Annotated in this window: 9 protein-coding genes; 6 read left to right on the top strand and 3 right to left on the bottom strand. The window is 55.2% G+C overall.

From position 1 onward, the window contains the following. Positions 1-891 precede the first annotated feature (891 nt). From Poly51_RS29860 to Poly51_RS29880, 5 genes are all read left to right on the top strand, one after another. Entirely contained in the window at positions 892-1407 is a 516-nt protein-coding gene (locus Poly51_RS29860) for a hypothetical protein (RefSeq protein ID WP_146462611.1), read from the top strand. A gap of 175 nt (positions 1408-1582) precedes the next feature. Further along, positions 1583-2308: a hypothetical protein gene (locus Poly51_RS29865; RefSeq protein ID WP_146462612.1), complete on the top strand. Its 726-nt coding sequence runs from the start codon at positions 1583-1585 to the stop codon at positions 2306-2308. Positions 2309-3438: 1130 nt separating this feature from the next. After that, positions 3439-4992: an efflux RND transporter periplasmic adaptor subunit gene (locus Poly51_RS29870; protein ID WP_146462613.1), complete on the top strand. Its 1554-nt coding sequence runs from the start codon at positions 3439-3441 to the stop codon at positions 4990-4992. Positions 4993-5009: 17 nt separating this feature from the next. Continuing rightward, positions 5010-8192, top strand: a complete 3183-nt coding sequence (locus Poly51_RS29875; protein ID WP_146462614.1) for an efflux RND transporter permease subunit — start codon at positions 5010-5012, stop codon at positions 8190-8192. A 131-nt stretch (positions 8193-8323) separates the two neighbouring features. Then, a complete protein-coding gene (locus Poly51_RS29880; protein ID WP_246114866.1) occupies positions 8324-8851 on the top strand; it encodes a hypothetical protein in 528 nt (175 codons plus the stop codon). A 125-nt stretch (positions 8852-8976) separates the two neighbouring features. On the opposite strand, the gene sdhB is transcribed toward Poly51_RS29880, so the two are convergent. The 3 genes from sdhB to Poly51_RS29895 all read right to left on the bottom strand — a co-directional run bounded on the left by sdhB (position 8977) and on the right by Poly51_RS29895 (position 12866). Next, positions 8977-9831 (bottom strand): succinate dehydrogenase iron-sulfur subunit, encoded by an 855-nt coding sequence (gene sdhB, locus Poly51_RS29885; protein ID WP_146462615.1) that lies wholly within the window; start codon positions 9829-9831, stop codon positions 8977-8979. Positions 9832-9950: 119 nt separating this feature from the next. Beyond that, positions 9951-11930, bottom strand: coding sequence for a succinate dehydrogenase flavoprotein subunit (gene sdhA, locus Poly51_RS29890; protein ID WP_146462616.1), 1980 nt, complete (start codon positions 11928-11930; stop codon positions 9951-9953). Between the two features lie 135 nt (positions 11931-12065). Continuing rightward, the gene (locus Poly51_RS29895) at positions 12066-12866 is read right to left on the bottom strand and encodes a succinate dehydrogenase cytochrome b558 subunit (RefSeq protein WP_186775920.1); all 801 of its coding nucleotides are present in this window, start codon (positions 12864-12866) and stop codon (positions 12066-12068) included. Between the two features lie 183 nt (positions 12867-13049). Between Poly51_RS29895 and Poly51_RS29900 the strand changes: the two genes are divergently transcribed. Next, complete coding sequence (locus Poly51_RS29900) at positions 13050-14489, top strand: GntP family permease (protein WP_146462617.1); 1440 nt, start codon at positions 13050-13052, stop codon at positions 14487-14489. Positions 14490-14633 lie beyond the last annotated feature (144 nt).

The following is a 14633-nucleotide window of genomic DNA, read 5'->3' on the forward strand; positions in this document are numbered from 1 at the left end:
AGTTCGCGCTTCGCAGTGCTGCTTCCGTTCGGCCTACGGCCTCACTCCAGCAGCACTGCGAATCACCGATCCCAATTCCCCAACCCAATCTTTCATAACGCCTGGTACAGGAATTGGGGGCATCCCATAATGGCTAAAACATCGCAGCTTCCATCATCGCAGTGTCGTTACAAATTGGCCGCAAGGTATGAAAAGGTTCGACGTACCGCGGGAAGGCTTGCTTCTTGGCGAATCTGCGGATCGCATTGCTTTAAGCTCTACCAGATTGGATCTGGTTTCTTTAACGATTTGAAATTCGCTGAAAACCGTCGGAAGCGAGGTTTGTCGTTTCCGCGACAACCTACGCTTGGTTCAATTCTTGCAACTTGATTGCTCATGCCATCCGCGGATCGTTGATGTTGGAAGATTTGAAATCCATCGCAGAGCTAAAAAAAACGCAAGCTTGAACGACAATCCGCACCGCTCTGCAGCCGACGTCATTGCCGGGGACCGACCGTCGCTGGACTCAACACGTGTGGCGGTACGTATTGCGATCGGCCTTTTGGCAGTCTCTGTCCTTGTCTATCTCCCCGCGGTGTCGTGGATCGTGACCCTTCCCGGGGCCGCGCTGTGGTTCGGCTGGGTTACGGTCGCTGCAGATCGTAGAACCTAATTTTTGCCTTGGTTCTGGACGGCAAGTTTGGGCTTGAACGCAATTGTCTCAGCCGTGCTGTTGCGGCCGTCGCTTGATGGTCGCATCGACGCTCCGATCGCGTACTCGGTTGTCGCGGCCACTGTATCTCCTATCTTTCTTTTGTTTGGGAGGCAGTGGTTCACGGCTATGCCTTTTGTGCCGCCGCTCAAATGAACCGAAGTCGCTGCTTTTGTCGCTGCAGTTTGCTGGAATTCAGAATGCCAAATTTTCGATTCGCCGTGTTCGCTGTGATTGCCGTGTTCGTAACGGTCGGTTGTTTCGCGCAAGAAGTTGCCTTTGAGGGTCAGAAAGGCAAAGACACGATGGTGCCAACGGAGTACACCGAATCCGAATACCGAATTTCGGCATCGTTGTCTGATGGGACGAATGTCGACGCGAGTGAAATGCCCCTTTCCAAATTGCTGTTGGAGTTAAGCGGCATGCACAACATTCGGATTGTCGTGGACGGACACGCATTGGCAGATCTTGGGATTCGACCGGAGCAGCCAGTCACGTTTGTGGCCAAGGACGTGACTCTAGGTGTCGCAATAGGACGTCTCACCGACATGCTCAATCTCACCTACGTTGTGCACGATGAATCGGTGCTGCTGACGTCGTCGAAGGTAGCGGCGCGCGAACAGGACGTCAAAGTGATGATGGTTTCGAATGCGCTCGAAGGCCAAGAAGGCAAGATCATCAGAGATGTGACTGAGTTCGTGAGACCTGAATTGTGAAAGTCACGCGGCGGAAGTTGCGAGATCAAGGCGAATAACGCTAGGGTCACGATGATCGGAAACGAACGACTGTTTCAGGACGTTGCGATGTTGCTTGACAAAATGGGTGAAGACGCGGAAGCCAAGGTGCAAACGAACGCGAAGTGATATCCGGATGCATCAACGGCGGAGAACCATGCGGAGCACCGCATCATTTTTTAATGTGGTCGTCGCTGTGGTGCCCGATGGCGACGACCGAAACGGATACGAGTCCATTGCAATGCGTTTCGCTCACTTGATCTGTATTTTGACCGTCACTTGCGTTGCTACTTTTGCACAGGAGACGCTACCGTTCAACGACGCCTTCGAAACTGCAGCGAAGGATTCCGAGCGGTCGGCGACGCACCCGGATGTAGAGACGCCCGTTGCGCGGATGATGTCGCTAGCGTACACCGATGGGCTGCCTGCATTCGATCGCGTTGAAATTTATGCTGTATCGAGTTTGCAACGCGATCCTTTCGGCGACGAAGAATCGAGACCCCGCGCGAGAGGCAGAACGTTTCCCGTGCGACCGTACGGAACGCAAGCGGATATCCACGCCCACGCCACCGTCACAGGAAAGGGCTGTCAAGATCTACGAACCGCATGGCAAGCGTTGGCGTTTGATAGGCACGGTGGTGCGTTTTGTCACTACCCGGCATACGGGTTACGCTTTTACCGTGACAATCAGCTTTTCTTTGAGACCACGATTTGTTGGAAGTGTCGGAACTTCTACTTGCCGACTTACGACAACGAGCAACGGCGCTTCGAGTCGAGTTGGCACGGATTTGCAAACGATGAAAACGCTGGAAATCTGCTCGCATTGTTGCAACGCCTTTCGCCGCATCCCCAACTCGATGAAGATCGCAGAAACGACGGCTAGCAAGCGGTTAGCGAGCGTCTAGGCCGAATGGGCCGGCGACTGTTTTCCGCGAGCGTTATCGTCGACGACTCGGGGCGAATCGAAAACCCGCTGCCAAACATGGAAACGACGATTCATGTTTCATGGCAATGCATGCTTGACGGCGGGGGGGCGATTGGGGGCTTGAACGAGCTTTTCCACGTATTCGGTCCTGCTTCATCAATTTTGAATCTGGCGCATCCAATCGCGACAATCAAGCGAGTGAATCCGCGAAATTGATGTATATTCACTCGATTGCGTGTCGCGTTTGAATTTTTCAGCTTTATTGATTTTGAAAAAGTGAGCTGCCCTGCTTCAAGTCTTGGCATCATTGACCCGATTGTAGGGGTTGGGGATAATACGGAGTCGCACCAACGCCACCCAAAGATCGTTTCGCAATGTTTGCCCGCTTCATCCAACGACTGACGCTTCTTGCGTTCACCGCACATGCGGTGCTTGGTTGTTGCTGGCATCACTCCCACGCGATGAAGTCGATTGGCTGTGCAGAACATGGATCGCACGCTTCGGAAGTCGAGGCTTCGTGTCACGATCATTGCTCGGTCGACGATCATTCGAAGCACCTATGTCATGTGAGTGACCCGATTCTGAATGCGTCGGAAGATTGCGATCGCAATATTGCTGCGATGCAAGCGATGTGCGGCGGTTGCCCCAACGAACATTCGCATGTCTGCGACGAAGGCCGATGTAGGTATGTCGCGGTGAAGTCACAGTTGCTCGGCTTCGACCGAAATGCTTGCACTTTGCAATGGGGCTGTTGTAGTGCGAAGCGATTTCCAGTTGTCGGTGGGGTGTCTTCGTGTCGACGGATCGATTCGCCCATTCTTGATCGGCTGGCAACTTCCTCGCGTCGCTGCGCGTCTTTACAGTCCTGGCAGATCTAGGACAGCTGTGCTTCTTGGATTGCGAGTCTTCGTTCGCAGTCTTTCATGACAACTTGGTGTCACGGGCAATTGTCCTGGGCAGGATGACGGTCGTGTGTCCAAGCCATTGCTGCGCCGATTCCGACACTCGGATTCGACGCCAGTGTCAGAGGTAAGCCGTGGCCTGTCGTGCCGCGGGGCGCAAACGCAATCATATTTTGAGTCTGATCGATGCAACATAAAGCTAACAACGTGGGTGGTACAGCGATTCGCTGGATCTCGTGCTTCCTTGTGATCATCGCGGCCCTGGCGACTCATTCCCGCTGGTGGCCACCGTTGTCGAAGATGATCGACAAGACACTCGCGTCACAGCGAACAAATGACGGCCCCGGCGACAACGGGCATGATCACGGAACCGCGGGTCACGGTGCTCATCCAGAATTAGGTGGCAGTGGGCAGTCCATTACATCGTTGGAACTGAGTCCTCAGGCGATGATGAACCTGGGACTCACGTCCGAATTCCTGCGACCGGTCGAGTTGTCAACTTATCGCCGATCGACCACCGTGCCGGCCGTCGTGGTGGCCAAGCCTGGTCGATCGTCCATCATTGTCTCGTCACCACTCAACGGCGTCGTCACTCACGTTCATGCGGTGACCGGCGAAGCCGTGATGCCGGGTGATCTGCTATTCGAGGTTCGATTGACGTATGAAGATTTGGTCGAGACTCAAACGTCTTACCTGAAAACGATCAGCGAATTGGAAGTCGAAGATCGCGAGATTTCCAGATTAGAACAAGCCACCCAGTCGGGCGCGATTTCTGGCAAGCAACTTTTGGAACGTCGCTACGAAAAAGGGAAGCTCGAGGCGTACGCCAAGTCACAGCGCGAGGCCCTTCGAATGCACGGCCTCTCGGATCGCCAAGTCGACTCGATCGGAACGGAAGGAAAGTTGCTGCGTGAGTTGAAAATTGTTGCTCCCGACGTCGATACGCACGACCATCACGAAGAACTTCGGCTCAGCCAGATCTCGGCGATCCCGGTGTCTTTTACTCAATCGATGCCACCTTCGATCCTGCCCGAACTCAAGAGCTCAGATCACGACCAAAGCCACGATCACACGCACAATCACTCGCACGGTAAAAATGCACTCGTGATTGATGACTTGCAAGTTCATAAGGGCCAAGCAATCTTCGCGGGTGAAAAACTCTGTTCACTGTCCGATTACACGCAGTTGTTTATCGAAGGGAAAGCTTTCGAGAACGATATTGCCGCGATTACCAAAGCGGTCGAACGCAACTGGACCGTCGACGCCGTGCTGAGTGGATCTTCGGGCAAGGAGTACGTTCGTGATTTGAAGCTCGTGTTTGTTTCGAACTCCATCGATCCCGAATCACGGACGCTGTCCATGTTTGTGGAGTTGCCAAACGAAACCGTTCGCGATGAAACGAATGGCGATGGCCAACGGTTCCTGTCCTGGAAATACCGCCTTGGTCAGCGGATGGAGTTGCGTGTGCCAGTCGAAGAATGGGATGACCAGATCGTGCTACCCGTTGATGCTGTTGTGAAGGACGGCGCGGATTGGTTCGTCTTTCAACAAAACGGAAAGGTGTTTACACGCGTTCCTGTCCACGTGCGGTACCGCGACCAGAATGCGGTTGTGATCGCGAACGATGGATCGGTGTATCCCGGTGACGTCGTTGCATTTACGGCCGCTCATCAGATGCAAATGGCGATTAAGAATAAGTCTGGCGGCGGTGCCGACCCACACGCCGGTCATACTCACTAAAACGGACCCGAAGTCTCATGCTAAACGCAGTCATCCGATTTGCGCTTCGCCAACGTTTGCTTGTCATCGCTATTGCTCTGTTCCTAGTCGGGTATGGGACATGGCAAACGATGGTCATGCCGATCGACGTTTTTCCCAATCTCAACCGCCCTCGTGTTGTGATCATGACTGAGGCGCCGGGCATGGCTCCGGAAGAAGTCGAGTCGCTGATCACGTTTCCGATCGAAACGACGATGAATGGTGCTAACGGCGTCGAAGCCGTTCGAAGCTCCTCGGGCGTCGGCATCTCAGTGATCTATGTCGAATTCGCGTACGGCACCGACGTGTATACCGACCGTCAAATCGTAGCCGAGCGAATGCAGATGGTTCAGGATCGCTTGCCCAAGGGAATCACGCCACAGCTTGCACCGATTTCGTCCATCATGGGACAAGTCTTGATGCTTGGCATGTGGAACGACAATGCCGACGCGGATCCGATGGAGTTGCGGACGACTGCGGATTGGGTCGTCCGCCAACGGTTGCTAACGATTCCTGGCGTTTCACAAGTCTTTACGATGGGCGGGCAGCGAAAGCAGTTTCAAGTTTTAGTCGATCCCGACGCAATGTTGCGATATGGCGTAACGCTTGCGGAAGTCGAATCTGCTGTTTCACGCAGCAACGAAAACGGCACCGGCGGTTACCTCGATCGCCAAGGTCCTAATGAACTGCTTGTTCGGTCGTTGGGACGGATTGCCTCGATCGATGACCTCAAGAAAATTCCGGTGACCATTCGCGAAGGTCGGCCGGTGTTGTTGACGCAAGTCGCAAGCGTCGTCGAAGGAGCGCAGGTCAAACGGGGTGATAGTTCGGCGTTTGTCAGGTCCACCGATTTTTTAACTTCTCCGCCCACAAGCCAATGGCGGGGCGGGCCGGCGGTGGTTCTGACGATCAACAAGCAACCCGATGCCGATACTCGCCGCGTTACCGACGATGTGATGAAGGCGATTGAGGAACTGAAGCCGACGCTTCCGCCGGGAACTCAGATTTCAACGGTCTACTCGCAAAAAGCGTTCATCGACCGCGCGATCGATAACGTCGTGGAAGCACTTCGTGATGGCGGCATTCTTGTCGTCGTCATCTTGTTTCTGTTTCTGTTGAATCTGCGGACAACTTTCATCACACTTACCGCGATTCCACTTTCGCTGGTGATGACCGCGATTGTGTTTTCGGTTTTCGGACTTTCGATCAATACCATGACGCTGGGTGGCATCGCCGTAGCGATGGGCGAATTGGTCGATGACGCGATAGTCGATGTGGAGAACATCTTTCGGCGTTTGAAAGAGAATCGAGCCGCGGGCAGCCCGTTGAATCCGTTGCTGGTCGTCTTTCGCGCTAGTACCGAAGTCCGCCGTTCGATCGTATTCGGGACCATGATTGTGATTCTGGTGTTCTTGCCGCTGTTTGCTCTCGGCGGCATGGAGGGCAAGTTGTTCGTGCCGTTGGGTATCGCGTACATCGTTTCGATTCTGTCCTCGCTGATCGTTTCGCTGACGGTTACGCCAGTGCTGTCTTATTGGTTTCTGGCGCTCAGCAAAGGTCGCGAACCTGAACAGGACGGCTTCACCCTTCGGTGGTTGAAGTGGGTTGCGGATAAGATCATTCGATTCAGCTTGACGTTCCCGCGATTCAATCTTGGCGTGACGATCCTGATGGTCGTGATTGCGACCATTTTTCTGACGCGACTGGAGAAGGACTTTCTTCCACCGTTCAACGAGGGCACGATCCAGTTGAACGTTGTTCTTCCGCCCGGGACTTCGCTGTCTGCTTCGACGACGATCGCGCGGACGGTCGAGGAATCACTGAAGAAGATCGACGACGTACAACGGTTTGCTCGTCGGACCGGGCGTGCGGAACTGGACGAACACGCCGAGGGCGTGAACATGTCGGAGATCATCATTGAACTTGATCCCGACTCGCCAAATTCACGTGAGGATCAGTTAGCCAAAATCCGCGAATCGATGGAACAGATCCCGGGCGTCGTAACGGCCGTTGAGCAACCCATCGCCCACTTGATCTCGCACATGTTGTCAGGCGTGAAGGCGCAAGTCGGAATCAAGATTTACGGAGACGATCTGGATCTGTTGCGACAAAGGGCGGAACAAGTTCTTTCAAAAATGCAACGCGTTCCCGGCGTCATCGACGCGATACTGGAACCTCAAGTGATCATTCCTCAGCTGCGTATCGAGTTGGATCGCAACAAGCTATTGCAGTATGGAATGACAACGGCCAGCGTCAATGATTACATCGAAACGGCGATGAACGGAAAGGTTGTTTCAGAGGTGCTGGACGGGATGCGAACGTTTGATTTGGTGGTTCGCATGAAAGACGAGTATCGCGAGGATATCGAGGAGCTGAAGCGGCTGTCGATTCAATTGCCCGAGGGAGGTACGATGCCGCTTTCAGCGCTAGCGAAGATCTACGAGTCGGGTGGTCCGAACGCAGTGAATCGTGAGAACGTCCGTCGCAGGGTTGTCATCCAGTGCAATGTTGCCGATCGTGGGGTCGTCGACGTGGTGACGGATATTCAAGCGGCGATCGCGCCGATCGTCACGCAACTTCCATCGGGTTACTTTGTCGAATATGGCGGACAGTTCCAGAGTCAAAAATCGGCCAGCCGCGTGATCTCGGTCCTGTTCGTTATTTCCATGGCTTGTGTTTTCTTGGTTCTATTCACACTGTTTCGAAGCGTGAACTTGGCGTTCCAAGTCATGGCAGCGCTGCCGATGGCGTTCATTGGATCGGTCGCCGCCTTGGTAATTACCGGTCAAACGTTGACGATCGCGGCAATGGTTGGATTCATTTCGCTGGCGGGGATCGCTTCACGAAACGGAATTTTGCTGCTTCAGCACTATTTGCATCTGGTGCAACACGAAGGCGAAGAATTCACACCTGCGATGATCGTTCGCGCCGGGCTTGAACGGCTTGCGCCGGTGCTGATGACTGCCCTCACGTCCGGCATTGGCTTGGTCCCTCTAGTCTTGTCGGCAGGTGAAGCCGGGAAAGAGATTTTGTATCCCGTCGCGACCGTGATTCTGGGTGGCTTGATCAGCTCCACGGCGTTGGATTTCTTTGTTCACCCAGCTCTATTCTCGCTCTTTGGCATCACGTCGGCGAAACGGGTGGTGGGTGATTCGGTGAAAGAAGTGACTTTGGATGAGTGATGCACCAGCGGCAAGGTGTGTTTTGCCTTCTCGGATCGAAGCCAATACCATTGTGACAGACACCGCCTAAAATTTTTCCGTTTGATCGCAAGTCAGATTCGAAACTCTTAACTCTTTTGCTAACGAAAAACATGCGTATTCAACCGTTTTCCAAGACCTGCGTCGCCTTACTTGTCTTGTTTTCGGCCGGTTGCAACTCCAAGCCGACCGATCAGGCGAGCAGTTCATCGAACCAGACGGAAACCAAGGATGTGCATGCGCACCCCAGTGAGGGTCCGCATCACGGCACGCTCGTCGAACTTGGCAATGAAGAATATCACGGCGAAGTGGTTCACGACGACAAGTCTGTCACCGTCTATGTGCTTGATTCGGGTGCTGGCAAGAATGTTCCGATTGATGCATCTGAAGTGACGATCAATCTGTTGCACGACGGGACTCCCGAACAGTTCAAGTTGCTCGCAAGTCCGGAAGAAGGCGATCCGAGCGGCAAGGCGTCGCGATTCACCCTTGCAGACGCTGACTTGGCGGGCCACATCGACGATACTTCGTCAGCGCCGAAATTGATGCTGACCATCGGCGGTACGGCCTATCGCGGCGAGATCAAGCACGATCACGGGCACGACCATGAAGGCCATGATCATGCCGGCCACGATCACTAGTAAATTTCTACCTTTGATTTAGCCGCCATCGCGATAGGGTTGACCACGTTTGTCCGAACGTGGCTCCTTTTCGGAAGCCCACGAAGATCTTCTTGCCCGCTTGGCGCGGGCGATTGGACCGGCGACTACTTGTCGAACCAGTTCTTGACCGCTTGGATCGTTGTCGCACGCCCGGCTCGGGCAATCGATGTGGTGAGCGGAATTTCTTTCGGGCACACCGAGACACAGTTTTGTGCGTTGCCACACGCTGCAACGCCACCGGGGCCCATCAGAGCTTCTAGACGTTCGCCGGCCAGTGCCTTCCCCGTGGGGTGATTGTTGAACAACATCGCTTGCGAAATCGCGTGCGCGCCAACAAAGCCTTCGTCGAACGATTCAAGTTTCCGTTTCTCGAACGCTTCGTCAGACTCGCCGTCGTTTTGTGTCAGTTCGATCTTGTTGAATTGAGGGCACGCGTCCAGGCAACAACCACAGCTCATGCACTGGCTAAGCGGATAGTTCTGCTCCTGCGTGTCTCTCAAAATTCGCTCGCCAGCGCCCAAGTTGAAGTAGCTGTCGACCGGTACCCACGCCTTGACTCGCTGCAAACTGCGGAACAATCGTTGTCGGTCGACCATCAGGTCTCGGATCACGGGGAACTTGCTCATCGGTTCCAAGACGATTTCGTCAGCATTGTCGGCCAGCAACCGATCCACCAGCGCACTGCAGCTTTGGCGGACGCGACCGTTGATCAGCATCGTGCATGAACCACAAACTTCTTCTAGACAGCCGCAGTCCCATGCGATGGGCGCGACCACGTTGCCGTCGACGGTCTTTGCTTGCTGGGCGATTCGTTGCAGAACCGTGATGACGTTCAATTCCGGTTCGTACTTGATCTTGTGAAGTTCCCAGTACGGTTCCATGCCGGGACCGTCCTGACGACGAACGCGAACGTTGATATATTCGGGGCGTTTTTTGAGGCCGGGTTCGAGGGCGATCATCCGTCGATCCTATCTTTTCGAAGTGGGTTGTTTTTGAGTGTCACCGGTCGCTCGCGTGCGGCGGACCGTAAATGTCGAAGCCTTGTCAATCTCGATAAGCGTTTTGCTGTGAACGCCGCCTAGGCCGTTGCCGGTTCCATCGCCTTCTTGGTATCAGCGCGTTCTTTCCAAACCTTTTCGATGTCTTCGGCGCCGACCAATCCATACAGACGCGGGCGTGGTGCCAGCAACGAAGTGTCGACGTCTTCGTAGGTGATATCGGGCATCAACGTTTCGGTGTTCCAACGCGCGATGGTGCTTTTCAAGAACTTGCGATTGTTTTCTTCGAAGTCATCGCACCATTTTTCCGCCTGTTGTCGCCGCTCGGCGGGATCTTCCGCGGTGAGCGATGGCTTATCGAACGCCGGCTTGAAGTGGGCGCCACGACACTCGTCACGCATCAACGCGCCTTTGAGCAACGTTTTGGCGAGCGGGAACATGTCTTGCAGCGACTTGGTGAAGATAACGTTCTGGTTGGACCACGAACCCGTGTCGGACAACTTGGCACGCATCGCACGTTTGTGCAGATCGTCGACCTTCCCGAGCGCGTCGGACAACTGATCATTGCGACGAACGACGGTTGCCACACGCGTCATGATGTCACCCAATTCTTGGTGAATCAAATAGGGGTTCTCATCCGACGAAGAATCGCCCTTGAGCAGTTCGTCGTGACGAGTCTGTTGTTTCTGAACAGCACCATCGCTCACCGAGGCCGGCAAGTCTTTGTAGTTCTGTGGCTGGCTGGACGCGTAGTTCAGGATCGATGATCCCGTGAACAGCCCAGTAAAGATGCACGACAACAGCGAGTTTGCACCCAAGCGGTTTGCACCGTGGTAGTGATAGTCACACTCGCCGATGGCGTAGAGCCCGGGGATGTTGGTCATGTGGTTCCGCGGTGCGCCGGCTTCCATACCGCCGCTGGCACTTTTCACATAATCGGCCCAAAGCCCGCCCATGCTGTAGTGAACGGCCGGGAAGATTCGCATTGGCTCGACCCGTGGATCGACGCCCTGGAACTTCTCGTAAATTTCTAAAATCCCACCAAGCTTGCGGTCAAGTTCCGCCTTGGGGATGTGCGTCAGGTCCAGATAAACCGCCATGCGATCCGATTCGACGCTCAGCCCTTCGTTGACACAAATGTCGAAAATTTCCCGCGTCGCGATATCACGGGGCACCAGGTTGCCATACTTCGGATAGCGTTCTTCCAGGAAATAGAAACGCTCGTTTTCGGGGATGTCCATCGGCGAACGGACGTCGTGCGGTTTCCGCGGCACCCAGACTCGGCCGCCTTCGCCCCGCGCCGATTCGCTCATCAGCCGTAGCTTGTCGCTGCCAGGGATCGCGGTCGGGTGAACTTGGATGAATTCGCCGTTGCCGTACTTCGCACCCGCTTGGAAACAGCGACTCGCCGCGCTTCCGGTACAGAACACGCTCATCGTGCTGCGACCGTAAACCAAGCCGCAACCGCCCGTCGCGACAACCACGGCGTCTGCTGGGAAAGCACGAATCTTCATCGAAACCATGTCTTGAGCCACCGCGCCACGGCAACGGCCCTCGTCGTCCATGATCGGACCCAGAAAGTCCCAGAACTCATACTTCTTGACCAAGCCTTCGCTTTCCCGCCGTCGGACTTGTTCGTCCAATCCGTAAAGCAATTGTTGGCCGGTGGTAGCACCCGCGAACGCCGTTCTTTTGTAAAGCGTTCCGCCGAACCGACGACGATCCAAAAAACCTTCGCCGGTGCGATTGAATGGAACGCCGAGCCGATCCATCAAGTCGATGATCTTTGGTCCCCACTCGGTCATTTCCTTGACCGGCGGTTGGTGGTTCAGAAAATCACCTCCGTAAACGGTATCGTCGAAGTGCTTCCATTCGCTGTCGCCGAGTTGACGAGTTTGGTCGTTGCACGAATTGATACCGCCTTGGGCGCACACACTGTGCGAGCGCTTGACGGGAGTCAGGCTGAGCAGATCGACCGAAACGCCTAGTTCAGCCAACTTCATCGTTGACGCAAGACCGGCCAATCCGCCGCCAATGACGACTACGCGATGTTCTGCCATGGAGTTGAATTCCTTAACCAATTGCTGCGATGAGTGTTCTGTGGGTTCACCCTGGGATTCGCCCCAAGGTAATAATCATGCCGTGACAAGCCCGGCTTTGGCAGCGGCAAACGATGCTGGACCGGACTGACACGTTTATTCCGTTTCCAATAGCCGCTTTTCGTCGTTCTTGGGTACCGTTCCGGCCTTCTCGGAGGCGTCATACATACGGTTTTCGACTTCGCGGTATGCTTTGATCTCGTCCGTGCTAGGTGCGACCGCAGCCCACCAAGCCGTCGTTCCAATAACCGCAAGCAATAGTCCGAACGCCACACAGACTTTCGTGGCTCGGGCCTGGGCGGATGGCGTGATCCAGATCCCCCAGGTGATTCCGGCGGTCCAAAGGCCGTTGGCCAGGTGGTAAACGCACGACATGACGCCAATCAGGTAGAACGCGGGCCAGAAGAAGCCTTCCATCGCCGCGACCAGCGTACTGGCAGCATTGTAGGGATAGAACGAGCCGAATCCGATCGGTCGGATCACATCCAACCAAACGTGGGCGTGCATCCAACCGTGCAAATGCAGAACGTGAAAGAACAGGTAAACCAAAGCAATGACGCCCGTTACGCGCTGCCAAACGTACCGTCGATTTGTTGCAAACTTGTAGTGTTGGGCGTTGGAGTGCCCGGTTTTCGCGATCCAGATTCCAACGATGGCGTGGAACAACAGCGGCAGAAAGATTCCGCCCCATTCAATCACCGGCAGCAGTTCGCCAGGGCTGTGGATCATGAAGACAGCCCGCTGGAACGTTTCTGCCCCTGTGATCAGGCTGGCATTCGTTGTCAGGTGAACGCACATGTACAACCCAAGCGGCACGATGCCCAACAGCGAGTGAACGCGTCGAATCGCAAACTCGTGCCGCATGAAAAACGTGGATACGGGTACTGAGTCGCTCATGAGTTGGGATCGACTGGGGATGCGGTGGTACGAAATGGTTGTGGTCGGCCTTGCACACGCTCGACTTCCTACCCGCTAGGTTAATGCAAAAGGCGTCCAAGGTGTGACCCCACCGGGCGTGGATAACTTGTCGCAGTGGTCCAGAAATTGTTCGGGAATTCAATCCATGAGGAAACAGGCGGAATGAACATTTGGATCATCGTTGCTGTCGCGATCTCCGTCGTGCTGATCAGCATTCTCGTGTTTCGGTTGCACGCTTTCCTGACACTGTTGTTGGCTGGTTTTTTAGTTGCCGTCTTGGCAACGGGTGAACCGCTGGCGCAGTTCGTCGACTATCAAATCGAAAAAGGCAGCCTAGATGCCGCCGAGGGCGCGGCGCTTCTTAGCCAATCGGCGTCGTCTCGGTTGGCCAGTTCATTCGGTGAGACCGCGGGCAAGATCGGTATTCTGATCGCGCTGGCCAGCATCGTGGGTGGCTGTTTGTTGGAATCACGAGCCGCGACCGTCATCGTTGATCGCATGTTGGCGTACGTGGGGCCTCGCCGCGCACCGGAGGCGCTGGCGGTCAGCTCGTTTGTGCTAGGGATTCCTGTCTACTTTGACACCGTTTTCTATCTGATGATCCCGCTGGCTCGCAGTCTTCGTGAACGAGTCGGTCGCGATTATGTGTTGTTCATTCTGGCAGTCATGGCGGGCGGATCGATTGCCCACTCGTTGGTTCCGCCAACACCGGGACCACTGCTGGTGGCTGGCATCATCGGCGTCGACATCGGTACGATGATGATCGCGGGGTTGTCGATCGGCTTGTTCAGCAGCGTGTTGTCGCTGGCTTCGGCGCGCGTCATCAACCATTTCGTTGACGTCCCGCTGCGTGCAGCCGAAGAACTTCAAGGCGAATCGATCGCGCCGTCACGAACGGCCGAAGAGGCTGCCATGCCAATGCCGGGGCTGACCGAGTCGCTGTTGCCGATCGCCGTGCCTGTGCTGCTGATCGGCATCGCGTCGATTTTGGACTACTTGGTCGACGCGGGACAAATCGAGACTTCGTCGTTCGCGCGAGGCTTGATCACACTGGGCGATAAAAACATCGCGTTGGCGATCGCCGTTGGTTTCGCGTTCTGGTTGCTGAAGTATTGTCCATCGCGATCGAAGGTCACGTTGGTCAGTCGCTCGCTCGGATCGGCAGGCAACATCATTTTGATCACTTCTGCCGGCGGTGCGTTCGGCGTGATGCTTCGGCAAGCCGGTATCGAAGAAGCGGTGGGCGCGTTTGCGGGTGGCGTTCCGGGGCTGATGATCTTGCCGGTCGCCTTCGCAGTAACCGCATCAATTCGAACATTGCAGGGCTCGGCGACGGTCGCCATGATCACCGCTGCGGGAGTTCTGCAGGGTTTGGCGCAAGCAGAATCGCTGCCGTTTCATCCCGTGTATTTGGCGATGGCGATCGGGGCCGGCAGCAAGCCGATTGCCTGGATGACCGACAGCGGCTTTTGGATCATCACGCGTATGAGCGGTATGACCGAGTCCGAGGGCCTGAAAGTGGTTTCCACGATGAGTACCGCGATGGGCTTCTCGGCGCTGGCGGTCACGATGATTTTCGCGGCCATCTATCCGGCCAGGTAGCCGTCTATCCAGCTAGTTAGTGTCTGTCCGGAAATCACTCCGAGTGCGATTTCCTCGGGGTGAGCTTACGAGTTTCAGTCGCGAAGATTCGGATTCCGAGTAGCGGGCGAAGTGATTTCCGGCTTCTCTACATGTTTTGCGAGC

It is taken from the genome of Rubripirellula tenax (genome assembly GCF_007860125.1).
GTDB lineage: Bacteria > Planctomycetota > Planctomycetia > Pirellulales > Pirellulaceae > Rubripirellula > Rubripirellula tenax.

Coding starts and splice junctions, on each gene's coding strand:
- Poly51_RS29895 (WP_186775920.1), bottom strand. CDS start 12,866: ATGAGCGACTCAGTACCCGTATCCACGTTTTTCATGCGGCACGAGTTT.
- Poly51_RS29870 (WP_146462613.1), top strand. CDS start 3,439: ATGCAACATAAAGCTAACAACGTGGGTGGTACAGCGATTCGCTGGATC.
- Poly51_RS29880 (WP_246114866.1), top strand. CDS start 8,324: ATGCGTATTCAACCGTTTTCCAAGACCTGCGTCGCCTTACTTGTCTTG.
- Poly51_RS29860 (WP_146462611.1), top strand. CDS start 892: ATGCCAAATTTTCGATTCGCCGTGTTCGCTGTGATTGCCGTGTTCGTA.
- Poly51_RS29875 (WP_146462614.1), top strand. CDS start 5,010: ATGCTAAACGCAGTCATCCGATTTGCGCTTCGCCAACGTTTGCTTGTC.
- sdhB (WP_146462615.1), bottom strand. CDS start 9,831: ATGATCGCCCTCGAACCCGGCCTCAAAAAACGCCCCGAATATATCAAC.
- sdhA (WP_146462616.1), bottom strand. CDS start 11,930: ATGGCAGAACATCGCGTAGTCGTCATTGGCGGCGGATTGGCCGGTCTT.
- Poly51_RS29900 (WP_146462617.1), top strand. CDS start 13,050: ATGAACATTTGGATCATCGTTGCTGTCGCGATCTCCGTCGTGCTGATC.
- Poly51_RS29865 (WP_146462612.1), top strand. CDS start 1,583: ATGCGGAGCACCGCATCATTTTTTAATGTGGTCGTCGCTGTGGTGCCC.